Source organism: Arthrobacter sp. Y3224055 (assembly GCF_059090825.1).
Window position 1 is genome coordinate 1 of the sequence record NZ_JBNHGB010000008.1, and the last position, 21,707, is coordinate 21,707.

The window sequence follows — 21,707 nt, forward strand, 5'->3', positions numbered from 1 at the left end:
TTCCGAACCCGGAAGCTAAGGCCCACAGCGCCGATGGTACTGCACTCGGGAGGGTGTGGGAGAGTAGGTCGCCGCCGGACATTCTTTGAACACCGGGAAGGCCCCGCCAACGATGGCGGGGCCTTCCCGCGTTTAACCACCAACCACCCCACGCCCCGACTAGGCTGGGGCTATGAATTCGTCCCTGTTCTCCCACGCGCAGCAAGAGCCTGAACCCTCCAAGAGCGGTGATCCAATGCACTGCCGCGTCACCGTGCCGCGGGAAAGCCAGGAGGCTTTCAGCGGCTTCACCGATCTCATCCATCTCTGGTGGCCGGTGGACCGCCAAAGTGTGGCGGGCGAGGGCAGCCACGTGGAGTTCGAGGACCATGTCCTGACAGAAACGACGCTGGATGATGAGGTTCATGTCTGGGGCGAGATCCTGGAATGGACTCCCGGCAGCCATTTGCGCTGCACCTGGCATCCGGGCACGAGCCCCGCGGCGTCGGGGGAAGTCGACGTCGAATTCGTAGACGTTGGCGATGGCCGCACGGAACTGCGCCTGACCCACTCCGGCTGGGAGAACATGCCCGAGGGCTGGCGAGAGCGGGCCGCCTATGCCGACGGATGGCCGCAGGTGCTCGGCCGCTACGTCCGGTTCATGGGAGGGACTGCGTGACCAGCAACAGCAACGGAACGACCACCGGAGGCCCCGAAAGCGTGACGGATTCTTTTCTGAAGGAACTTCAGCGTGCCCTGCCTGCGGGATCGGTCAGCACCGACCCCACGGACTTGGCTGCCTGCGCCACCGACCAAGGCCCGGTCCTCGACCACCAGCTGCCCATCGCCGTCGTCCGCGCGCAGAGTGCGGAGGACGTGCAGGCAGTGATGCGGTCCGCGCAGGCTGCGGGAGTGCCCGTGGTGTGCCGCGGGGCGGGCACGGGGGTCTCCGGTGGCGCGCACGCGTCCAGGGGCTGCCTGGTGCTGAGCCTCGCGGCCATGGACCGGATCCTGGAGATCCATCCGGAAGACGAGATCGCGCGCGTGGAACCGGGCGTGATCAACGCCGACCTGAATGCCGCCGTCGCCGAGTACGGGCTGATGTACGCGCCGGACCCGGCCAGCTACCGCAGCTCGACAATCGGCGGGAACATTGCGACGAACGCCGGCGGGTTGCGCTGCGCCAAGTACGGGGTGACCCGCGAATCCGTGCTGGCCCTTGACGTGGTGCTCGCCGACGGGACGCTGATCCGCACCGGCCACAGGACGTTCAAGGGCGTGGCGGGTTACGACCTGACCGGACTGTTCGTAGGCTCCGAGGGGACCCTGGGCGTGGTGGTCGGCGCGACGCTGCGGCTGCGCTACCTGCCGGCCGCCCTGGAAACCGTGGCGGCGTTCTTCCCCGATGTGGCAACTGCCGCCGCCGGGGTGCTGGCGGTGGGACGGGCGCGCGTGCAGCCGGCGATCATGGAACTGCTGGACGCAAACACCATGGCGCAGCTGGACCGGGAACAGGGGTCCAACCTGCGCAGCCGCGGCGCCGCGCTGCTGCTGATCCAGACCGACGGCCATGCGGCAGAGGTGGAAGCCGGCATCATCCGCGAGGTCCTCACCGGGCTCGGCGCCGAGATCAAGGCGGCGGACACCGCCGAAGCAATCCGGCTGATGGAACTGCGCCGGCACAGCCGCGGCGCCGAGGTGGACGATGACTACCGGGTGGGGGAGGACGTCGCGGTTCCCCGGTCCCAGCTGGTGCACTACATCAACGAACTGCAGAAAATCGCCGAGCGCCACGGCGTCGGACTGAAAGTGGTCGCGCACGCGGGCGACGGCAACCTGCATCCGACGTTCTGGGTCGGGCCCGGGGACGTGGCCAAGGTGGCGGCGCTCAACGAGGCGCTGGACGAGTCCATCGACGTCGGGCTGGCGCTGGGCGGCACGATCACCGGCGAACACGGTATCGGCCAGTTCAAGGTGCGGTGGCTGGGGCGCGAACAGAGCCACGAGGTGCTGGAACTGCAGCGCCGGCTGAAGGATGTGTTCGACCCTCGGGGGTTGCTGAATCCCGGCAAAGCGTTGCCGGCGCGGATCTCCGAGGCCACGTCGGCGTGAGCCGCGGCGGGGGAACGCATGCCGGCCGTCCACGCGCCCGCCAGTAGGCTGGTGGCATGAGGAAAGAGACGCTGTGGGAAGAGATGAAGCGCCGGAACCCTGGCCATTCGGCGTGGTACATCCAGCGCTTCGAGCAGATGCGCGCCGAAGGCGCCGACCTGCACGGTGAGGCCCGGCTGGTGGACGCCATGGTGCCGCGCGGCAGCAGGGTCCTCGACGCCGGCTGCGGGCCGGGCCGGCTGGGCGGCGAACTGGCGCGCCGCGGACACTCGGTGGTCGGCGTCGACATCGATCCCGAGCTGATCGAAGCGGCCCGCAGGGACCATCCGGACTGTACCTGGCTGGTCGGCGACCTGGCGGAGCTGGACCTGCCCGCGCAGGGCGTCGCCGAGCCGTTCGACGTGATCGTCAGCGCCGGCAACGTGCTGACCTTCCTCGCCCCGGGCACGTCGGGCGGGGTGCTGCGCAACCTGGCCGGCCACCTGGCTCCCGCCGGCCGGCTCGTGACCGGGTTCGGCGCCGGCCGCGGCTACGACTTCGACGAGTTCTTCTCCGACGCCGCAGCGGCGGGCCTGACCCCCGACCTGCGGTTGGCCACCTGGGACCTGCGCCCGTTCACCCCGTCGTCGGACTTCCTCGTGGCGATCTTCAGCAAGAGCGGAGGGCAGCCTGCCTGAGCGCTGTCAGCCTTCGTCCGTCGCGGCCGCGTCCAGGGCGGCGGCGGTCCGCGCATCCGGATCGAGCATGATGGCGGCCTCGTCGCGGCGGTGCCGCAGCACGGTGTCGACGTAGGACTGCACGGCTTCCGCCAGCGGCACGTTGCGGTCCTGCGCTTCGGAGATATACCAGCGGTGCTCGAGCACCTGATGGACCACTTCGGCCGGTTCCAGCTTGCCCGCCAGTTCACGCGGTATGGCGCGGACAATAGGTTCGAAGACATGACGGACCCAGCTGTGGGCGCTGATCTCCTCGCTCTGCTCCGGCTGGTTGTCCGCCCGGTAGGCATCCAGGTCATTGAGCAGCCGGCGTGCCTGGTTCGCCTGCACGTCGAGGCCCGTGAGCCGCAGCAGCCGGCGCTGGTGGTGCCCGGCGTCCACCACCTTGGGTTGGAGCTGGATGGTGGCCCCGTCTGCGGTGGTGTTGATGGAGAACTCCTCCACGTCGAACCCCAAGTCGTTCAGGCGGCGGATGCGGGCGTTGACCCGCCACCGCTCACCCAGGTCGAACGATTCCTCCGCCGTCAGCTCCACCCACAGCTTGCGGTAGCTGTCCATAATCCGCTCGCTGGTGGCCACCGGATCCACTCTTTCCTCGAGCAGGCCGCCCTCGACGAGGTCCATCATCTCGCCGGCGATATTCACCCGCGCGATCTCGAGGTCATGCTCGCGCTGGCCGTCGGAGAGCCGCTGGTGCAGCTCGCCGGTTTCGGCGTCCACCAGGTAGGCCGCAAACGCTCCGGCGTCCCGGCGGAAGAGCGTGTTGGACAGCGAGACATCGCCCCAGAAAAACCCCACCAGGTGCAGGCGCACCAGGAGCAGCGCCTGCGCGTCGATCAGGCGGGTTAGCGTCTCCCGCCGCAGCGTCTGGGAAAACAAGGCGCGGTACGGCAGCGAGAAACGAAGATGCCGGGTGACCAGCACCGGTTGCAGGGGAGTGCCGTCGGTGCGCAGCCGCCCGGTCATCACGGCCACCGGTTCCACGCAGGGGATGGCCAGCCGCTGCAGCTTGCGCAGCATCTGGTATTCGTGCCGGGCAGCTTCTTCGCCGGTCTCCTTGATCGCCACCACGCCCGCGCCCAGCGGGGCGAACCGCACCACGTGCCGGGACAGCCCGCGGGGCAGCGCGGCCAGGTTTTCCGGCGGCCAGTCTTCCAGCGCAAGATGCCAGGGCAGGTCCAGCAGCCGTTCGTCGGTGGTGGCCGCGGTGATGCTCAGCGACGCTATCGAGGCGGCCCCGCCGGACAGGGGCGCGCCGGCGGTCCCTTGGACGGGACCGCCGGTGCCGGGATGTTGGTCAGCCATGATGACTACATCCTAGGCGCGGGGCCTAGTCGGCTGTCTTGCCGGCTTCGATCGGAGTATTGAGGTCCTCCACCGAGGCGGGCGGCGTGCCGGGGGCATGTTCGCCCAGCCGCAGCCCGTTCTCGGTGTCGAACAGGTGCACGTGGCCCTCCTTGGGCCGCACGTAGGTGGTGCTGCCGGCCGGAGGCGGGGTGCGTCCGTCGACGCGGCCGGTGATGTCGTAGCGTTTGCCGTCCAACTCGGTGTGCCCGTAGACGTACGCGTCGGCGCCAAGTTCCTCGACGACGTCCACGAACACCGCGAGCCCCTGGCCGTCCTCGGCGCGCTCCAGGTCCTCCGGCCGGACCCCCAGCGTGACGGTGTTTCCGTGCGCGGCGTCCAACAGGTTGCGCGGCACCGGGTATGTCAGGCCGCCGAACTGGACACCGCCGTCGGTCACCGGCAGTTCCAGCAGGTTCATGGCCGGCGAGCCAATGAAACCGGCCACGAAGACGTTGGCCGGCCGGTCGTAGAGGGCGCGCGGGGTGTCCACCTGCTGCAGGATGCCGTCCTTGAGCACCGCCACGCGGTCGCCCATGGTCATGGCTTCCACCTGGTCGTGGGTGACGTAAACGGTGGTGACGCCCAGCCGGCGGGTCAGGGAGGCGATCTGCGTGCGGGTCTGCACGCGAAGCTTGGCGTCCAGGTTGGACAGCGGTTCATCCATCAGGAAAACCTGCGGATTCCGCACGATCGCCCGGCCCATCGCCACGCGCTGGCGCTGGCCGCCGGAGAGCGCCTTGGGCTTGCGGTCCAGGTACTCCTCCAGGTCCAGCAGCTTGGCCGCCTCGCGGACCCGCTCGACGCGTTCTTCCTTGGACACGCCGGCGATCTTCAGCGCGAAACCCATATTGTCGGCAACGGACATGTGCGGGTACAACGCGTAGTTCTGGAACACCATGGCGATGTCACGGTCTTTCGGCGGTACGTCGGTGACGTCGCGGTCGCCGATCAGGATCCGTCCCGAGTTCACGTCTTCGAGGCCGGCCAGCATCCGCAGCGAGGTGGACTTGCCGCAGCCCGAGGGGCCGACGAGGACCAGGAACTCGCCGTCGGCGATCTCCAGCTTGAGGCTGTCCACCGCGGGCTTTTCGGTGCCCGGATATAAGCGCGTGGCATTGTCGAACGTTACCGTTGCCATGGTTGTTTTCCCTTCACGGGCAGGTACGTGCCCGACGATCCGTAGTGATGGGTGCGTGTTCAGTTTTCGAGCCGCCGCACGGCGGTGTGAGGCGGCTCACGCCCTCAGTATGCCACGGCTGTCAACGAGCCCCTGCGGCGCGGCGACCGGGGACACACGCTCCACGAAAAGTGCCCGGCAGCCAGCAGCCGGTCGCCGCCCTGCCGCGCTAGGCCGGCAGGGCGGCGGCCCGCAGGTCGGCCAGCAGCGCCAGCGCGGCCGCGAACGTCTGCGGAGAGTCCACCCGGTACGCCGCGGCGGTGTCTCCCGGCCCCACCTTGACCCCGACGTCGGAGCCCCGCAACACGGCGAAGGCGTGTTCGTCGGTGACGTCGTCGCCGGCGAAGAACACGGCGGTCGCGCCGGTGAACGAGCGCAGCAGCCCGAGGCCCTGGCCCTTGTCGGCGCTGAGCACCGACGTCTCGAGCACGCGCTTGCCGTCGCTGAGATAGAGCCCGGGGACCTCCTGGAGCTCGGCGCGGGCGCGCTCGGTGGCCGCCGCCGCCACGGCGTCGTCGGCGGTTCGGGTATGGAGCACGACGCCGGCCGGCTTGGCTTCCAGCCGGGTGCCCGGATGGGCGGCCACTACTTTTTCGACGACGGCGGTGGCCGCCGCCAGTGCCTGCTGCTGCGCGCCGTCCAGCACCAGGGGAGGGCTGTCCGGTCCGGTGAAGACCTCGCCGCCGTGCGAGCCGATGAGCAGGGTCCGGTCGTCCGGGGAGGCGACGGCGCGCAGGCTGGCCAGTGCCCGGCCGGAGATGAAGGCGGTGGACGTCCCCGGCAGTGCCGCCAGCGCGGCCACGGCGGCTGCCGAGGCCGGCAGGGGGCGGGCGTCCTCGGCCCGGGGCACGATCGGCGCCAGCACGCCGTCGAAGTCCAGCGCCACCAGCAGCGTCTCGGTGCGGGCGATCCGCTCCAGCGCCTCCCGCAGCTCCAGCGGCACCAGATCGCGGGCGCCGGGGTCAAGCGCGGCGGCGTCAGGGGCGCCGACACCGGGGACACCGGCGTCAGCCCTGCCGGCGCCGGGGCTCACGGGCAGGTGCGGCTGCCTCTCGTCGCGGCGCTCAGTCATCGGCCTGCGGCTGTTGCAGGGCCTTCAGGAACGCGCGCGACCAGTGTTCGACGTCGTTCTGCAGGATCTGCCGGCGCATCGCCCGCATCCGGCGGGTGGCCTCGGCCGGCGGGATGTTGACCGCCCGGATGATGGCATCCTTGAGCCCGTCGATGTCATGCGGGTTGACCAGGATGGCCTGCTTGAGCTGGTCCGCGGCGCCGGCGAATTCGCTGAGCACCAGCGCCCCGTCCACCCCCTTGCGGGAGGCTACGTACTCCTTGGCCACCAGGTTCATGCCGTCGCGCAGCGCCGTCACCAGCATCACGTCCGCGGCCAGGTAGAGCGCCACCATTTCCTCCACCGGGTAGCTGTGGTGCAGGTAGCGGATGGCGGTGTTTTCCAGGGTGTCAAACGTGCCGTTGATCCGGCCCACAGAACCTTCGATTTCCTCGCGCAGCAGCCGGTAGGACTCGACGCGCTCGCGGCTGGGCGAGGCCACCTGGATCAGCACGGCGTTCTCCACGTTCAACTTGCCGTCTTCCAGGAGTTCGCCGTAGGCCTTGACCCTGTGCCGGATGCCCTTGGTGTAGTCCAGCCGGTCCACGCCCAGCAAGACGGTGTCGGGGTTGCCCAGCTCCTGCCGGATCTGCTCGGAGCGGGCGATCACGTCCGGCCGGTTGGCCAGCTCGCTGATGTGGGCCACATCGATGGAGATCGGGAAGGCGCCGGCCTTGCAAAGGCGGGCGCCGCCGTCGTTGTTGACCACCTGCACCTGCTGCTGGCGCACATTCAGGCCGCTGAAGCGGCGCACGCAGCGCAGGAAGTTGCTGGTGTCGCTGGGGCGCTGGAAGCCGACCAGGTCGGCCCCGAGCAGGCCCTCGATCACCTGCCGGCGCCACGGCAGCTGGGCGAAGATCTCCAGCGGGGGGAACGGGATGTGGTTGAAGAAACCGATCTTCAGGTCCGGGCGCATCTCCCGCAACAGCTTGGGAACAAGCTGCAGCTGGTAGTCCTGGACCCAGATGGTGGCACCCTCGGCCGCGATCTCCGCAGTTGCTTCGGCGAAGCGCCGGTTGACCGTTTTGTAGCATTCCCACCAGGCGCGGTGGAACTCCGGCGGGGCGATCACGTCATGGTAGAGCGGCCAGAGCGTGGCGTTGGAGAAGCCTTCGTAATACAACTCGACGTCGTCGGCGCTCAAGGTCACCGGGACCAGATGCATGTTGTCGTGGTCGAACGGGTCCACTTTCTCGTCCGGTACCCCCGGCCAGCCCACCCAGGCGCCGTCGGTCTTCGCCATCACCGGGGCCAGCGCCGTGACCAGCCCGCCGGGCGAGCGCCGCCAGGGACCCTGACCGTCGTCCTCGGGCGCTCGGTCCACCGGCAGGCGGTTGGAGACGACGATCAGGTCGTACTCCCCGAACTGAGATCCTTCTGCTTCCTCGCCGTTCATCTCTGCGGAATTCGCCAACTGACCTCTCCTTTGTGTATACCGTCCTGTTCATGACTTTATAAGGAATGGCAACCCGAGGCTTCCCCGGAGCGCGCTGAGGCATCAAACGTGAACGCGGCCACTCGTTCCGCCTGAACATTGAAGTTGCAACTAAACTAGACCTGTAGTGCCCTGCCTGGGCGAAGCAGACCAACAAGACGCGAGGATCCATGGCTACCCAAAACAGCCCTAAGTCGACCAAGGCCGAGCGCACTGCCGCGGCCCGCGAGAAGGCCCGCCAGATACGCGAAGAGCAGCAGAAGCGCGAAAAGCGGAACTCGCTGCTGGTCAAGGGCGGGGTGGTCGTCGCTGTCCTGGTGATCATCGCGGTGATCGCCGGGGTTGTCATGTCCAACCAGCGCGGACAGGTCGCCGACGTCGGTGCCGCGCCGGCCCACGGCAACGAGTTCGGCGGGTACACCGTCACGCAGGACGGACTGGCGGCCACCGAGCCCATCCAGGTCGACGTGAACAACATCCCGGAGCCGGCCTCCACCGAGGGCGACACCATCGTGCCGGCGGGCGTTGCTGCCGCGCCCGAGGGCGAACCGGCGAACATCGTGGTTTACGTGGACATGGGTTGCCCGGTCTGCAAGGACTTCGAAGGACAGTACGGCGGGTACCTGACCGACCTCACCTCCTCCGGCGAGGCGACCGTGGAGTACCGGGTGGCGACCTTCCTCGACCGCGTGTCCACCACCAACTACTCGTCCCGGGCAGCCAACGCCATGGCCTGCGTGGCCGACTCCCACCCCGAGGCCTTTAACGGCTACCTGACCCAGCTCTTTGCGCAGCAGCCGACGGAAGGCGGGGCCGGACTGGACAACGCCACCCTGACGAGCATCGCGGAAAGCGCGGGAGCCACCGACGTCGCCTCCTGCATTGACGACGGCGAATTCCGCCCCTGGACCGCGTTCGTCAACCAAACGTTCAACGAATACCAGGTCGGCGGCACCCCGGCGGTCTACGTTGATGGCCAGAAGTGGACGAACTCCGGCAACTTCCAGGAGTTCGCCCAGGGCATCCTCGACGCCCGCGCCTAAGCCATCCGCCGGGTTGTCCCGGCCGGCATCCGGGCGGCGGCTGCTGCGGTTTCACGCAGGGCCGCCGCCTGGGCTACCCTTATCTAGCCGGTTTTGTCCGGCACGCTGGCCCTCAGGCCAGCACGCCTCCTTAGCTCAGTTGGCCAGAGCACCTGTCTTGTAAACAGGGGGTCGCCGGTTCGAATCCGGCAGGGGGCTCCACCAACCCCTCTCTGACTAGGCACACGCCAGTCGAGAGGGGATTCTTTGTGTTTTGGATAGCGGAATCCAAGGATAATCTTGGAATTTGTAGCTGCTCGGGCCTCACCCACGGAGCGCGATACGCAGTGGAGAGGTTTCCGCACGGGTCCGTACACATGGTCGGAAAGCAAGCTACAGGCCCGCTGACCGAGTGGAACAGGACCCATGGAATCCAGCAACGATCCGAGACGAATTGCGCGCTCGTCCGCGACCTGCCCGAGCAGCTCCTGACAAGGGCCGAAGTTGCCCATTGGCTGAAGCTTGCGCCGAAGACCCTCGCAAATTTTCCCTGCGGCAGCCTCCGCTACGAGCGCGCCACAGTCCAGCAGTGGATTGACGCCAGCCGCAGGAGGGTTGACTGATGGGGCGGGCACGCATCCCCGTAGGCGGCCACGGCGAAATCGGTGTCTCCCTCAAACCGGTTCGCAACAATGATTACCGCATGGGTGACCGTGCGGGAAAGCAGTGCTCAGACGCGGACCCTCGAGGCCTCCGCACCGACCAAGGGCAAGGCCACGACCCGGCTGCGGGCGAGGATTGCAGAATGGCAGAGGACCGGCACAGGTCTTGGCAGGGGCGCCTCTTGTAGAGGCGGTCGTCAATGGGAGGCCGGCCTACCGGACGATTTCCACCGACAAGACGGATGGTGAAATCCGTGCTCTGACGCTAGCAGCCTACGACTATTACGCAAGGACGTACATAATTTCGGGGATCGGTAGCGCACCCATTGCAGAGGTCCTCGCCAGTGAGGTGCGGAAATTCCTGACTGGCCTCATTTCGAACGGTAAGGGGCATACCAATGCTCGGTTGTGCCAGACGATTCTGAGTCAAACGTTCGACTACGCGGTTCTGGACGACCTCGTCGGCGCCAATCCGGTCAAATCAGCAAAGCTGCCGAAGGCTGCGAAGAGTAAGCCCCGGGCACTGACGGACGGGGAACCGCTCCTGGTGAGTCTTCATTGCAGCACTTCCTTTAGTGCTCGCCGGGGGTGGCGAACTCCGCGTGGAACGTCGTGTTGAAACGCTCGGGATCCGCGAGCAGATAGAGGCCTTCGACCTCGGCAACGGCACCGGGGAGGATGGACTCTGCGATGCCGCACATCTCTGAGATGGTAGATGCGGACGTGTTCTGGATTCGGGTGATCAGCATGCCCGGCTTGATCCCTGCCTTGCTTGCCCCGGAGCCGGCGGCAACGGATTTAACGTAGAGACCGCGCTCGATTCCCTCAGCCGCGAGCTGCGCGTCGAACTCCAGTCCCCTTGTGGGGTCCAGCGCCGAAAAGTACCCCGGATAATACTCCTCTGCTGCCCATCCCATATCGTTCTGGGACTGGCCCTTGAGCAGCTTATCAACGATCTCACTCCTCGCTGAGTCGATTGAGATTGAGTAGAACTGGCCCTGCGCCGGCGCGTCCTGAGAGCCGAAGTTGGTCAGCGTATTGATGCCGACGACGCGGCCGTGGTGATCGAGCAGCGGACCACCTGAGTTTCCATAGTTGACCGTGGCTCCGTGCTGGATCGTATCCCTGTACTCGGGCGCGCCGCCCGGCCGTGCCGGCACCTTGGTCGCGTTGACCAGACCAGAGGTAATGACCAGCTTCTGCTCCACCGGATTACGGGTAAGAGTTCCTGGGTAACCAAGCACGGTGACCATGTCGCCCGGTTTGACGTCGGCCGAGCTGCCCATGATGAGGGCCTCAGCCTGTTTGGGCAGCGCCGATGAGAAATGGACAACTGCAAGATCGGTGCACGGGTCCGATGCGATCACGTGAAGAGACGTTTTCTCGCCGGTATTGAAGCGACCCGAGATCGCCGCGAGGCCCTGGACCACGTGCGCATTGGTGATACCCATCGCGCCCTCCTTGTCCACGAGGAAACCTGTGCCTGTTCCCGTGAAGTCGTCGGGGCGACGCCCCTGGATGGAGAATACGGATTTCTCACCGAGTGCATATAGCTGCTGCGGGGTCAGCGTGGCCGGATGCTCGTCACCCTCCGGCAGTTGGTCCCCAATCTTGAGGCCGCCGTCGGTGTGATGCGGGATTTCGGTAGAGCCCGCTTCGGGGCTGACTCCTGCATGCTCACCTTCGCCCGGACCAGGTGGATTGTTTGAGCCGCACCCTGACACTAACAGTGCAGTGACCGCAAACGCCGTAGCATTTCTGCGAAGCGACCGGCCGTTACTGGATGACTCCATGGCCCCTCCAGGCGATCATAATGTCGTTGGGATTATTATCGCGCATTTGAGCAGGAAGACAAGACAACGCACACAAAAATTGCCTATTCTGAAACGGAATTTAGGTGGAGCGAGAAGCATTGGGGACACCAAAACCAAATCATGCCTAGTCATGTTAAAACAATAACCACTATAATTGGTTTAAGTTTATTGGTTTAAGCCTTGTTATGAGGTTTACACAGAGGATTGAAGTTAGCGGCGCGTGCCTGACCCAGGTCCGCTAGCGCCTGAGCCAGCAGGTGCGGGGCCGGCGCGGACGGGCCGTGGACCGTCCGAGCGAACCGGCAGCTGCTGCTGCGCGCCGGCGACGCCCTCTCGAAGGCCGGGCTTGACCGCCTCGATGTCTTCCGCAGGGACGACCCCACCGGAAAGCTGCAGACCGCCTGGAACGTGAAGGAACAGCTGCGCCTGCTGCTGCGCACCGGCTCCCTAGGGATGCCGCCGCCGCGAAGGAGAAGCTGCACGGCTACGTCAAGGCCGCCGCGATGCCCGAGACGAACCGGCACTGGCGCACGGTGAACACGTGGTGAGCGCAAGCCTCCGAAGCGTACGTGCAAGGAATGACGACGATGCTCTTGTCCTTGGCAATGGCGGGGGATGCTGCAGGCACCTCTTCCTTGAGTGGCTCTTGGAAGTCCGCGATCAAGGCACCCAATGCGGCGGTATCCACGGAAGAAGCAGTGTCGCCCGATGCGCCGGTCGCGGCGGGACCTTCGGAACCGCCGAACGGGGCGAGGGAAAGAGCCAGTGCCGGGACGGCTAGTAACCTGAGCAGGCGGCGAGACGTCGTTTTCATGGTTTCGTAGGCCTTTGAGAAGGAACGCAAAATTTGCGTTGAACCACTCACATTTGTGGATACGGCGTGGGACACTGCTTGTCCGACACCGGCAAGCCGGTGACCGAATCAGACAAGTCCTAGCCGAGTTGGTAGCAACTCCCGGGGCGAGCAGCCGAAGTGCTGGCGGAACGCACGCGAGAAGTGCGCCGTGGAAACGAAGCCGACGGAGCCGCCGATCCCTGCGATTGGGGTACCAGCGAACCTTGGCTCCAATAGCAGTTCACAGCCCTGGCCAGCCTGGCATGGAGAACGAATTCAGCTGGCGTGGTCTCAGCTTCTGCAAAGACCAGCGTCAGGTGGCGTTCACTGATCCCGACAGCGCGTGCAAGTCGGGCGTTGGAAAGGTCCGGATGCCCTAGATTGGCTTCGTGTGGGTTTTAGCGGTGGCTAGATAGGCGCGCCCGGGGGGCATCAGCCGGGCTCCGGTGATGAGTCCAGACAACTGCAGTACGTTGTCCTAAACGGCGTCAACATCTGCAAGGCAGTAGAGAGGTCGAGTGCAGCACGAGCGGCCGCATCCGCGTGTGTCGCCGTAGGAGAGCCTGCGATGCGCAGCACCCGAGGGCGGAAGAAGTCCTCGCGCGCGTCCAAGTCCTGCAAAACGCGGCGAGGAACTTGTACGGAATCTGGGCAGCCCACATTTTATTGATGAACGGCTTTATCAATATGACTGAATCGATTGTCTTTCCGAAGGCCATTGTGCCCTTAATCTGGATGTGGTAAGCCGGTCGCAATTCCATCTCGATTAGGGAAATAACAGTTGGAAAAGTCGAGGGAAGGTCATGACTGGTGAAACCAAAAACAGATGGAGTGTACTTGTAGGTTTGCTGCTCGCAGCGGCCCTGTCCATTACCGGGTGCAACAGCTCCGGTGAAACCGGTTCCCCGCCCGGCAACCAAGGCGGTGGGGCATCCACAGAAGACTCCGGAGCGAACGGGGGCGATCCGCCTACCGAGCAAGGCCAAGAACAGACGCCGCTCGGCGACAGTCCCCAGGGTGACCAGACACCCACCGGAGACTCCGGGGAGGACGGCGCCCAAGACGGGCCCGGTGACCAGACGCCGCCCGCCGATGATTCGCAGAGCGGTCAAACTGCGCCCGGGAACGGATCAGGCAATGATGCTCCCGGCGCAGATGATGCTCAGGCCGGCAACGGCACGAGCGCCATCACGTCGGAAGAGCTGATCGCCGACATTCGAACGGCCCAAGCGATTACCGACCAATTCTGGCGCACGCATTGGGGCGAGCTGTTCACCGAAACATACAAACCGCCCACGGTCAAGGGACTCTACGACGGCAGGGACCCAAGCAGTGCACCCACTTGCTCGGGTAAACCGCTTGGCCCGGAGAATGCCTACTACTGCATCCAAGAGCATTTCGTGGCCTGGGACGCTACGCTCATGGCGCGCGGATTCAAATTCGGTGACGCTTGGCCTTACCTGGTCATTGCTCACGAATGGGGCCATGCGATCGCGCACCAGCTCAACGCCAGCCTCCGCTACCAGGCTTACGAGCTGCAGGCTGACTGCTTGGCCGGAGCGACCCTGTACGGGGCCGCCGCAGACGGAACACTTCTCTTTGAAGAAGGTGATCAGGAAGAACTCGTTACGTCGCTGAGTTCGCTTGGCGGCGACATGCCGTGGACGAAGCCAGAGGACCACGGTGATTCGTTTGAAAGGGTTGCGAACTTCAATGTCGGACGCACTGGCGGCGTGCTGGCATGCCTCCCCGCACAGCAATAAAATGGCCGGGCCCGCCGGCCTAATCACCATCACCCATATCGCGGCGGTGCCTGACCGGGCACTGCCGCTTTTTCAAGCCCGGTTAGGTTCATCGTGGGCGCCGTACATAGGGCGGCCATGGAAATGGTCGTTATCAACCGAAGAAACGGTGTGAAGCCAGGACTCCAGCCCTCGCTCTTCTTCCAGTAAGCGAGTCGCTCGCCTTTGGTTATCCAACGACAGCATCGACCTCGATGTAGTCCTCGTCCTCAACCACGATCCACCTTCCGTCGACGCCATCGGCACCGCGCGGTGCGGAAGTGCAGGTAGCTCAACGTCATGCGCTAACCCTAGGCCCCAGGACAGGGGGGCCAAAGTGATTCCCATTGGGGGGGGCAGACACGGCCGGCCCCGCTTGATGACGGAACGCACCGTCCTCAAACCTTCTCGTGTCTTCCTCATGAGTTCGCCCAGTCGCATACAGGCTCGCGGTGTGGCGGGTCACGGCTAATCGGGTCCGCGCCGGAGCCGCCCCGCTATTCACAGCCCACTGCTCATCTCGTACCGAGGGTAGTGACGATGTCCGAACGTTATTGCTTCGCAACGTACGAACCCTGCTGGGCGTACGATTCCTCGGTTAGCTTGGGAGAAAGGTTTTTGCTCCGCAACCGGGACATGATGCGCACGATGACCAGACTGGCAGTAGTCCCTGCCGCTCTGCTGGCAGTTGCCGGCTGCAACGATCCGAAGTTTGTGGCGGCCGCGGCCGAAACTTCAACAGCATTAGCTAACACATTTCGCCGGCGACGCCAGCACTCCGGGCACCGGCAGGGGCGAAAAGCAACTGTTGGCGGAGGAGGGCCGCTACTCGTTCTATGCAAGATCCCGTTCGACCCCGAAGACGGCAACCTGTGCGTAGTCATCGGGATCAAGGAGGCAGGCCAAGAGTCTGGTGGATGTCCGGTCGTGACGGTGCTGGAGCCAAGGCTTTACTGAGCTGCAGGCGAAGCTGGTTCTCGACGGCTATGACGCGACCAAGGAGCTTGAGGGAAGTTGGCGGCAGCTGCACAAGAACCTGCTGTTACGCCCCTGATCAGCAGGGTCAGAGAAGGTTTGGGCAGCTATGCCGAACCACTGACATAAGCGGGTTCCTACTTCCTGGGCTGGGAGGCTGCATTGTTTCAGAGCAGGGAGCCATATTCGACAGTGTTCTTGAAACGCGCCGTTATTGCCGTCTCTTCTTAGATTGATCCTCCGGCAGATTGGACCCATCATGCAGACTGAACGCGTTTCCGCACCTGCAGCCAACTCTCCCGCCACAACGGGCTGGATTGCACTGATCCTGTCTCTCCTGGGCCTGGCACTCTTCCTGGCCGGCCTGCTGTTGCCGACGATCTGGGTGCTCATGTGGGCGTCGTTGCTGCCGTTGCTGGCAGGACTGATCGCCGGCCTCGTGGCGCTCTCGAAGAATGCGGGCAGGAAGCCCGGAGTCTGGGCAATCGTCATCGCCATGCTGCCCATCCTCGCCGCAGCCGTCTTTGGTGCGCTGGTGTGGATGGCGCTCCACAGCGTTTCCTTCCTTTAGCAGAGAAGCCCCGCACACCGAGTGCGGGGCTTCTCTATGCAGCAGAAGAAATCGGCCGGTAACGCTCACAGGCTCCAGCGGGTCACGAGCCCTGCCAACGGGGCTGTCCCTAGGCTGCCTTGACGGCTTTCACCTCGGGGCAGGGCCATTCAACGAGCCGGACGAAGTTGCCCTCCTCGTCATAGCAGCAGTCCTCGCAGATCACCGGTGCGGGCAGTACGTCGCAGGCGTCGCAGCGGCCGCACGAGTTGGGATCCATGAAGTCGATTCCGATGCCGCGGGAATGTGTCGTGGCCATCTCGTCCTCCTTCTCTCCATCTGAGGTTGCTGCCAACCTAACACCGGCCTCTGACAGGATCGGAGATTTCCAGCGGCGTTGCCGGGACCGGCACGGATTCGGGTCCACAGGAGGCAAGGAGCGGATCATCATATGGCACGGGCTGAGGGCTGAGGGCTGAGGGCTGAGGGCTGGGAGCTGAGAACTGAGGGGCGAGGGGCGAAGGATGTGAGGGGTCAGGAAAGGCGTCACTGTGACCATCCGCCGTCGCAGGATTGGCTCTAAATTGGGGCGGCGCGAGGCTCTGCCGTCACCGATCCCCGGGCCAGCACCTCAACCCATTGTGTGCCCGCCAATCGGCGCCTACCCTAAGAGCCAAGGGTAGGAGTTGGCCATGGAAGTCACCCTTTTCGTTATCGACCTCGTGCTCGCCTTTGCCCCTTTTATGGTGCTGGTGCTTGTGCCGAATCGACGGGAAGGCCGACCCGTTGCGCCGCACCGCCGCTCCCCATCCGGCCTGGCAGCTGCCCGCCGGGCCAGGAAGAAGGTAGTCCCGGAAGGGGCCGGGAATCCTCTCCTGCCAGCGCCGGCGGGTGTCGGTGGAGTAACCGCGGCGACAGTGCGGCTGCGGCCCGCCCGGCGGCTGACCCGGCCGAGGTTCCGTCGCGGCCCAGGACGTCACACCAGGGGACCGCGATAAACGGGAGCATGGAACCGGCGGGTTGAAGCAGCTTCCATGGTGCTCACGGTTGTTTGCCCCCTGCCCGCTCCGGAGCCTCTGAACCGCGGAACCGATCCTTGTCTGCGGCTTGTTCCCCACCGCGAAATATTGATCGACCAGTGATTTCCCCCGCTCTGCTCCACCTTCATATGCCTGCCGCTACGGCGTGTCCATCCGGACGGGATGAGGCGTCTGCCGTAGACATGAATGGACATGGAGAAGAAGAAACCCCTCGCACTTGCCGGCTTGGCGCTGGCCATCCTGCTGTCCGGCTGCGCCTCGCCCGCCGAAGCGGACCAGCCCCTGGTCGCCCCGACCATCGAGGTGACCGACAGCCCCGAACCGACCCGGGTTCCCGAAACCCCGGAACCCGCCGAGAAGACGGAGGAGCCCAAGGCCCCGCCGGCGCAGGAACCGGGGGAAGAGCCTGCCGGCGCCGGCACCGCCCTGGAACAACTGGAAAGCATCGCGATCAAGGGCCGCGCCCCGAAGACCGGATACTCGCGCGACCAGTTCGGTGACGGCTGGCTGGATCCGGACCGTAACGGCTGCGACGCGCGCAATGACATCCTCCAGCGCGATCTGGACTACACGGTTCTCAAGGCCGGCGGCTGTGTGGTCACCTCAGGGGTGCTGGCCGATCCCTTCACCGCCACGACCATCGACTTCGTCCGCGGCAACAAGACCAGCACCGCCGTCCAGATCGACCACGTCGTCGCCCTCTCGGACGCCTGGCAGAAGGGTGCCCAGCAGCTGGCCCAGAATCAGCGCGAAGTCTTCGCCAACGATCCGCTGAACCTGCTGGCGGTCGACGGACCCGCCAACGGCTCCAAGTCCGACGGCGATGCTGCGACCTGGCTGCCGCCGAACAAGGCGTTCCGCTGCGAGTACGTGGCCCTGCAGACCGCCGTTAAAGCCAAGTACGGACTCTGGATGACCCAGGCCGAGCACGACGCCATCAAGAACATCCTCTCCACGTCCTGCCCGGACCAACCGGTCCCGGCCGACGGGGGAGTGGACGAGCCAGTGGCAGCCGCGCCGGCGGCACCCAAGCCCGCTCCAGCCCCAAACCAACAGCCTGCACCGGCGCCTGTCCAGGAGGCGCCAGCCGGCGGGAACGTGTTCTACAAGAACTGCACCGCCGTGAAGGAAGCCGGCGCGGCCCCGATCCGGGCGGGCGACCCCGGCTGGGACACCAAATTCGACCGGGACGGCGACGGCGTCGGCTGCGAGAGCTGACGAGAGCTAACGAGCGCGGTTGAATCCCCCGAGACATGGTTTCCACGAGGGGCCGGCGCCGCAGCGGTGGCATGACGGTCAGTAACGGCGCCGCAGTCTCATCCGGAGGGGGCGGCCGTCCGGGTCGAAGAGGAGCCGGTAGGCCGGGGCTGCCAACCGGCGCTGCCAAGGGGATCCCTCCGCCGGGCTATGGGAGCGCAGCCGTCCTTGCGGCCGCGGCAGCAAACGACCTGCACGATGCCAGGCATCGAGCTCGTCGGCGCTTGAGCGGACGGCGCGTACAGCCTCGCGGGGATCGAGGAGGTCAGCATTATCGCCGGGGACGCGTCCCAGATGTTCGCAGAGTAGCCGCAGGCGCAGGTCACGGGCGAACGGGCGGGCGCCGTCACCGAGTTTTGCCGGGTCTGCCGGTGGCCTCGGGTCGCGCTGTTCGTCGAGCACGGCGGCCGTGAGTTCGGAATCGTGGCTCCAGGATCGCCGGTTCAGGTTGGCGCTGCCCACGGCGGCCCAGACGTCGTCGACCACGCAGACTTTCGAGTGGACGTAGATTGGCCAGCCCCGCCCGTTTTCGATGTCCAGCATCAGCAGCCGGTCGCCTCCGGCGTCGTGCACCATGCGCCAGGACAAACCCTGACCGAACAGCGCCGGTGGAACCTTGAGCCTGCCCTCCTGGTCAGGGAAGCGGGGGCAGACTGCGATGACATGGAGGCCGGGATGGCGGTGCAGGGCTTCCGCGAAGACCCGGCCGACGTCGGCTGACCACAGATATTGGTCCTCCACGTACACCAACTGTCGTGCTCGCCGCAGCGCCTTGGCGTAATCGCGGGCCACGCTGCGCTCGCCGCCGGGTGCGAACGGGTAGCCCGGAGAGCGTTTGGGGTAGGTGCGCAGCAACTGCACCTCGCAGTCACCCGCGGCAGGCGGTGCCGGCCGCGGGGGAGGCAAGGGGGAGGCCTGCTGCAGGAGGCCGCGGATCATGTCTGGCAGCCGGTGCCTTGGCAAGCGTGTCATTGGTGCGGGGTCGTCCCAGCGCTCGCGAAACACCTTTTCCACCTCAAGGACGACCGGTCCGCGCAGCAGCAGCTGCACGTCGTGCCATGCCGGAGTCGGTCCGTAGGCGCGGGCAAACCTGCGGGGCTGCGGGTCCCCTCGATGGGTCTCGTCGTCGCCGCGGGACCGGGCCAAATCCATCCCGCCCACGAAGGCGACGTCGGTGGAAGGATGGGCCGCGCGCCGGATGACCACGAATTTCTGGTGGTGACTGCCGAATCTGCGAACGCGGTGGTCGAGCAGCATCTCGGCACCCGAGGCGTTGATGGCGGCGGCCAACTCCCGGTTCTGTCCCAGCGTGCCCACTATCCAGGAGGGATGGGATCGCCACAGGAGCCCCTTGACCGTGGCTCCGCGCCGCGCGCTGCGGCTCAGCGCTTCCGCCACGGTTAGGCCGGCGGTGAGCAGCTCGTCGGCGTCCATCCGCCACCCGGTAATGAGGACCAGGTCCCCCGGCCCCGTGGCATGCAGCTCAGCGGCCAGGAGCGGGAAATACTCCCGGCCGTGCACAAGCACGCGCACCTCGTTGCCGGCCGTCCATGGGAGCAGCTGTGTAGCGTCGTTGCCCCGCTCGGCCCCCGACAACAGCCAGTGTTCGAGAGAAGAGCCGGTCGCTTCTCCCGCCAGCCTCATCTCAGCATCATGCCCGCCCGCCCCGGCACCGGCAATGCACAGTCCCCCGGACCGGGTCCGGGATGCCACACCGGGCTCGGCCTAGCAGCTGCAATGACTTGCGACGGGTACTCTCAGCGGGAGTGCTTCCCGGGTCATTCCCGGGTGGACTCGGGCAGGGAAGCCCCGGGTGAGCCGTATTGAAAAAGCCGGGGCGTGGCTGCGGAAAGTTCTTTGGCAAAGCGGACCAGCATTGCGCCGAGGATTTCCCGGTCTTCAGGCGACCACGTGGAAAGGATTTCGTCGAAGGCCGCCGCGCCGGCCTCGCCGATTTGCCTTTGCAGTTCGATTCCCCTGGCTGATGTGCCAAGAAGGGTGGCGCGGCGATCCGCGGGGTCAGGTTGGCGATCGATCAGTCCTCTGCCTTCAAGCCGGCGGACTTGCGGGTTCATGGTCGATTTATTCACCCCCACTGTGCGGCCAGGTCCGAAAGGCGCATTGGGCCGTTCCCGGTGAGGTATTCCAGCAGCGCCGTATCGGTTGGTGAGAGGTCAGCGGCTGCGGGGCCGAAGACGAAGTGTCGGATTTTTTTCCTGCTGGCCCACTGGAGCGTCAGGGCGAAGCCGTGACGGACCTGCACTCCTGATGTCGGCCTGTCGCCGTCGCCCGCTTGTGTCGCTGTATCGGTCATGGGAGAAGCCTACGGAGAAAGATTCGGTTCGGCTAACCTAACTAAATTTGCTAAACTTGCTGTGTCCACAAAGACAACACCATTGGAGGTAGGAACATGACCACCACATCATTCCAGCATCAGTCGACTGTTTCCGGTCCGGCGGCTCAGGGAACCTCAGCCGTGCTCGCCGAGTTCAAGGACTACCTGCAGGCGCAGCGCCTGGTGGACCGCCTCTCGGATGAGAAGTTCCCGGTGGAGCACGTGCGCATTGTCGGCCTCGGCATCAGCAGCGTGGAGCAGGTTACGGGCCGGATGACCAAGGGCAAGGCCGCGCTGGCCGGAGCTGCGGGCGGCGCCTGGTTCGGCCTGCTCATCGGACTTCTGTTCGGGCTCTTCGTCCCCGGCATTGTCTGGCTGAGCGTACTGCTGGGAAGCGTCGTCATCGCAGCCGTATGGGGGGCCGTTTTCGGTTTTATCGGGCATTGGGGCACCGGCGGACGCCGGGACTTCAAGTCGGTCAAGTCCCTCGAAGCTGAGCGCTACGCCGTCATGGTCGACGCCGACTACTTCGCCACGGCGGCTGCCATCGCCAACCGGTAGCCTGCCCGAGGGGCGGGCGTCCCTTCCGGTAAACCGAGGGAGGGCCCCGGGAGCGGTTCACCCTCGTCGAACCCACCTCTGACCCGTGGCTAGCGGAACGACCGCATCCACCACCGTTGTGGCGTCACTTGCGGGATTCAGGGTCCTCGTCTCCAATGTGTCCGGCGGCGTTCGCGTCAAGGACACGCTGGACGAAGGCGGAGTACTCCTCCATGTAGTGGCGCAGGAAGGCCTGCGTGGACTCGTCCCTGACCTCGCCGTCGTCGCCGTAGATGTCCGGCTTGAAGCTGATGTAGGCCTCGGGGGCGTTGAGCTGCGGGGCGTCCAGGAAGCTGAGAACGCTGCGCATGCTCGACTGCATGACGGCGGTGCCGATGCCTCCCGGGGAAGCGCCGATGATGCCGGTGGGCTTGCGGGCGAAGGAGTTGGTCCCCCATGGGCGGGACCCCCAGTCGATGGCGTTCTTCAAGGCTCCGGGGATGGACCGGTTGTATTCGGGCGAGATGAAAAGGATGCCGTCGGAGCCCTCCACCGCTTCCTTCAGTGCCCGGCCCTCGGCCGGGTAGTCGGCGTCGTAATCCGAGTTGTAGAGGGGGAGGTCCCGGATGGGGATCTCGTTGAACTCCATACCCTCCGGGGCGAGCTTAATCAGCGCCTTCGAGAGGGTCCGGTTGATGGAGCCGCTGGCCAGGCTCCCGACGAAATATCCGATCCGATAGTTGGGCATGACGGTTTTCCTTCCAGTCAGCCGGCCGGAGCCGGCATTCTTCCTGAGGCCCGGACGTGACCCGGCCCGGCGAATGTCAGGCCACTCCCGTACTAGCACGACGTGCCGCACGCCGCCAGAGCAGCGGACGGAGCGGCACTATGATCGGCAGGATCCTCCGCACCTTTCCCGGCGGAGCCCGGATGATGGGCAGCCCTTGGGCACCGGGTGGCTGGGGCGGCCTGACCCTCGACAGCCCGCCTGCCCGCGTCGACAATGGACAGACCCGGTC

Annotated in this window: 21 protein-coding genes, 1 tRNA gene and 1 rRNA gene; 11 read left to right on the forward strand and 12 right to left on the reverse strand. The window is 65.7% G+C overall.

The window, feature by feature from the left end:
* From rrf to AC5RTY_RS16270, 4 genes are all read left to right on the forward strand, one after another.
* Nucleotides 1–80 (forward strand): 5S ribosomal RNA (gene rrf, locus AC5RTY_RS16255); the annotation flags it as partial.
* Nucleotides 81–172: 92 nt separating this feature from the next.
* On the forward strand, nt 173–658 hold the full coding sequence (locus tag AC5RTY_RS16260; protein ID WP_494139929.1) for an SRPBCC domain-containing protein: 486 nt from the start codon (nt 173–175) through the stop codon (nt 656–658).
* Complete coding sequence (locus AC5RTY_RS16265) at nt 655–2,091, forward strand: FAD-binding oxidoreductase (protein ID WP_494139930.1); 1,437 nt, start codon at nt 655–657, stop codon at nt 2,089–2,091. The genes AC5RTY_RS16260 and AC5RTY_RS16265 overlap by 4 nt, the downstream gene beginning before the upstream one ends.
* A gap of 56 nt (nt 2,092–2,147) precedes the next feature.
* Complete coding sequence (locus AC5RTY_RS16270) at nt 2,148–2,768, forward strand: class I SAM-dependent methyltransferase (protein ID WP_494139931.1); 621 nt, start codon at nt 2,148–2,150, stop codon at nt 2,766–2,768.
* A gap of 6 nt (nt 2,769–2,774) precedes the next feature.
* On the opposite strand, the gene AC5RTY_RS16275 is transcribed toward AC5RTY_RS16270, so the two are convergent.
* The 4 genes from AC5RTY_RS16275 to otsA all read right to left on the reverse strand — a co-directional run bounded on the left by AC5RTY_RS16275 (nt 2,775) and on the right by otsA (nt 7,838).
* Nucleotides 2,775–4,112 (reverse strand): DUF4032 domain-containing protein, encoded by a 1,338-nt coding sequence (locus AC5RTY_RS16275; RefSeq protein WP_494139932.1) that lies wholly within the window; start codon nt 4,110–4,112, stop codon nt 2,775–2,777.
* A 25-nt stretch (nt 4,113–4,137) separates the two neighbouring features.
* Complete coding sequence (locus AC5RTY_RS16280) at nt 4,138–5,292, reverse strand: ABC transporter ATP-binding protein (protein WP_494001859.1); 1,155 nt, start codon at nt 5,290–5,292, stop codon at nt 4,138–4,140.
* A 208-nt stretch (nt 5,293–5,500) separates the two neighbouring features.
* Nucleotides 5,501–6,403 (reverse strand): trehalose-phosphatase, encoded by a 903-nt coding sequence (gene otsB / locus AC5RTY_RS16285; protein ID WP_494139933.1) that lies wholly within the window; start codon nt 6,401–6,403, stop codon nt 5,501–5,503.
* Complete coding sequence (gene otsA, locus AC5RTY_RS16290) at nt 6,396–7,838, reverse strand: alpha,alpha-trehalose-phosphate synthase (UDP-forming) (RefSeq protein ID WP_494014723.1); 1,443 nt, start codon at nt 7,836–7,838, stop codon at nt 6,396–6,398. The genes otsB and otsA overlap by 8 nt, the downstream gene beginning before the upstream one ends.
* Before the next feature lie 209 nt (nt 7,839–8,047).
* Here otsA and AC5RTY_RS16295 point away from each other — a divergent pair, with 209 nt between their 5' ends.
* The 3 genes from AC5RTY_RS16295 to AC5RTY_RS16305 all read left to right on the forward strand — a co-directional run bounded on the left by AC5RTY_RS16295 (nt 8,048) and on the right by AC5RTY_RS16305 (nt 10,180).
* Nucleotides 8,048–8,920, forward strand: coding sequence for a DsbA family protein (locus AC5RTY_RS16295; protein ID WP_494139934.1), 873 nt, complete (start codon nt 8,048–8,050; stop codon nt 8,918–8,920).
* Nucleotides 8,921–9,044: 124 nt separating this feature from the next.
* Nucleotides 9,045–9,121: transfer RNA gene (locus AC5RTY_RS16300), tRNA-Thr, on the forward strand.
* 504 nt (nt 9,122–9,625) lie between these two features.
* Nucleotides 9,626–10,180, forward strand: a complete 555-nt coding sequence (locus tag AC5RTY_RS16305) for a phage integrase central domain-containing protein (RefSeq protein ID WP_494139935.1) — start codon at nt 9,626–9,628, stop codon at nt 10,178–10,180.
* Here AC5RTY_RS16305 and AC5RTY_RS16310 read toward each other — a convergent pair.
* The 3 genes from AC5RTY_RS16310 to AC5RTY_RS16320 form a co-directional block, all read right to left on the reverse strand.
* Nucleotides 10,134–11,354 (reverse strand): S1C family serine protease, encoded by a 1,221-nt coding sequence (locus tag AC5RTY_RS16310; RefSeq protein ID WP_494139936.1) that lies wholly within the window; start codon nt 11,352–11,354, stop codon nt 10,134–10,136. The two genes, AC5RTY_RS16305 and AC5RTY_RS16310, sit on opposite strands and share 47 nt — an antisense overlap.
* Before the next feature lie 505 nt (nt 11,355–11,859).
* Nucleotides 11,860–12,189 carry a hypothetical protein gene (locus AC5RTY_RS16315; RefSeq protein WP_494139937.1) on the reverse strand — a complete coding sequence of 110 codons (330 nt, stop codon included), beginning with the start codon at nt 12,187–12,189 and terminating at the stop codon, nt 11,860–11,862.
* Nucleotides 12,190–12,297: 108 nt separating this feature from the next.
* Nucleotides 12,298–12,444: a helix-turn-helix domain-containing protein gene (locus tag AC5RTY_RS16320; RefSeq protein WP_494139938.1), complete on the reverse strand. Its 147-nt coding sequence runs from the start codon at nt 12,442–12,444 to the stop codon at nt 12,298–12,300.
* Nucleotides 12,445–13,013: 569 nt separating this feature from the next.
* On the opposite strand from AC5RTY_RS16320, the gene AC5RTY_RS16325 reads away from it, so the two are divergent.
* Together AC5RTY_RS16325 and AC5RTY_RS16330 are read left to right on the forward strand one after the other, a co-directional pair.
* Nucleotides 13,014–13,973: a neutral zinc metallopeptidase gene (locus AC5RTY_RS16325; protein ID WP_494139939.1), complete on the forward strand. Its 960-nt coding sequence runs from the start codon at nt 13,014–13,016 to the stop codon at nt 13,971–13,973.
* A gap of 1,252 nt (nt 13,974–15,225) precedes the next feature.
* On the forward strand, nt 15,226–15,537 hold the full coding sequence (locus tag AC5RTY_RS16330; RefSeq protein ID WP_494139940.1) for a hypothetical protein: 312 nt from the start codon (nt 15,226–15,228) through the stop codon (nt 15,535–15,537).
* 109 nt (nt 15,538–15,646) lie between these two features.
* Here the strand turns inward: AC5RTY_RS16330 and AC5RTY_RS16335 are convergent, their stop codons facing one another.
* Nucleotides 15,647–15,835: a hypothetical protein gene (locus tag AC5RTY_RS16335; protein WP_494073355.1), complete on the reverse strand. Its 189-nt coding sequence runs from the start codon at nt 15,833–15,835 to the stop codon at nt 15,647–15,649.
* A gap of 913 nt (nt 15,836–16,748) precedes the next feature.
* On the opposite strand from AC5RTY_RS16335, the gene AC5RTY_RS16340 reads away from it, so the two are divergent.
* The gene (locus tag AC5RTY_RS16340) at nt 16,749–17,774 is read left to right on the forward strand and encodes a GmrSD restriction endonuclease domain-containing protein (protein WP_494073356.1); all 1,026 of its coding nucleotides are present in this window, start codon (nt 16,749–16,751) and stop codon (nt 17,772–17,774) included.
* Nucleotides 17,775–17,852: 78 nt separating this feature from the next.
* Here the strand turns inward: AC5RTY_RS16340 and AC5RTY_RS16345 are convergent, their stop codons facing one another.
* The 3 genes from AC5RTY_RS16345 to AC5RTY_RS16355 all read right to left on the reverse strand — a co-directional run bounded on the left by AC5RTY_RS16345 (nt 17,853) and on the right by AC5RTY_RS16355 (nt 20,127).
* On the reverse strand, nt 17,853–19,457 hold the full coding sequence (locus AC5RTY_RS16345) for a phospholipase D family protein (protein WP_494073357.1): 1,605 nt from the start codon (nt 19,455–19,457) through the stop codon (nt 17,853–17,855).
* A 134-nt stretch (nt 19,458–19,591) separates the two neighbouring features.
* Complete coding sequence (locus AC5RTY_RS16350; RefSeq protein ID WP_494023380.1) at nt 19,592–19,888, reverse strand: MarR family winged helix-turn-helix transcriptional regulator; 297 nt, start codon at nt 19,886–19,888, stop codon at nt 19,592–19,594.
* Between the two features lie 11 nt (nt 19,889–19,899).
* Nucleotides 19,900–20,127: a hypothetical protein gene (locus AC5RTY_RS16355; RefSeq protein WP_494023381.1), complete on the reverse strand. Its 228-nt coding sequence runs from the start codon at nt 20,125–20,127 to the stop codon at nt 19,900–19,902.
* 96 nt (nt 20,128–20,223) lie between these two features.
* Between AC5RTY_RS16355 and AC5RTY_RS16360 the strand changes: the two genes are divergently transcribed.
* On the forward strand, nt 20,224–20,709 hold the full coding sequence (locus AC5RTY_RS16360; protein ID WP_494023382.1) for a general stress protein: 486 nt from the start codon (nt 20,224–20,226) through the stop codon (nt 20,707–20,709).
* 124 nt (nt 20,710–20,833) lie between these two features.
* On the opposite strand, the gene AC5RTY_RS16365 is transcribed toward AC5RTY_RS16360, so the two are convergent.
* On the reverse strand, nt 20,834–21,436 hold the full coding sequence (locus AC5RTY_RS16365; protein ID WP_494023383.1) for an NADPH-dependent FMN reductase: 603 nt from the start codon (nt 21,434–21,436) through the stop codon (nt 20,834–20,836).
* Nucleotides 21,437–21,707: the final 271 nt, after the last annotated feature.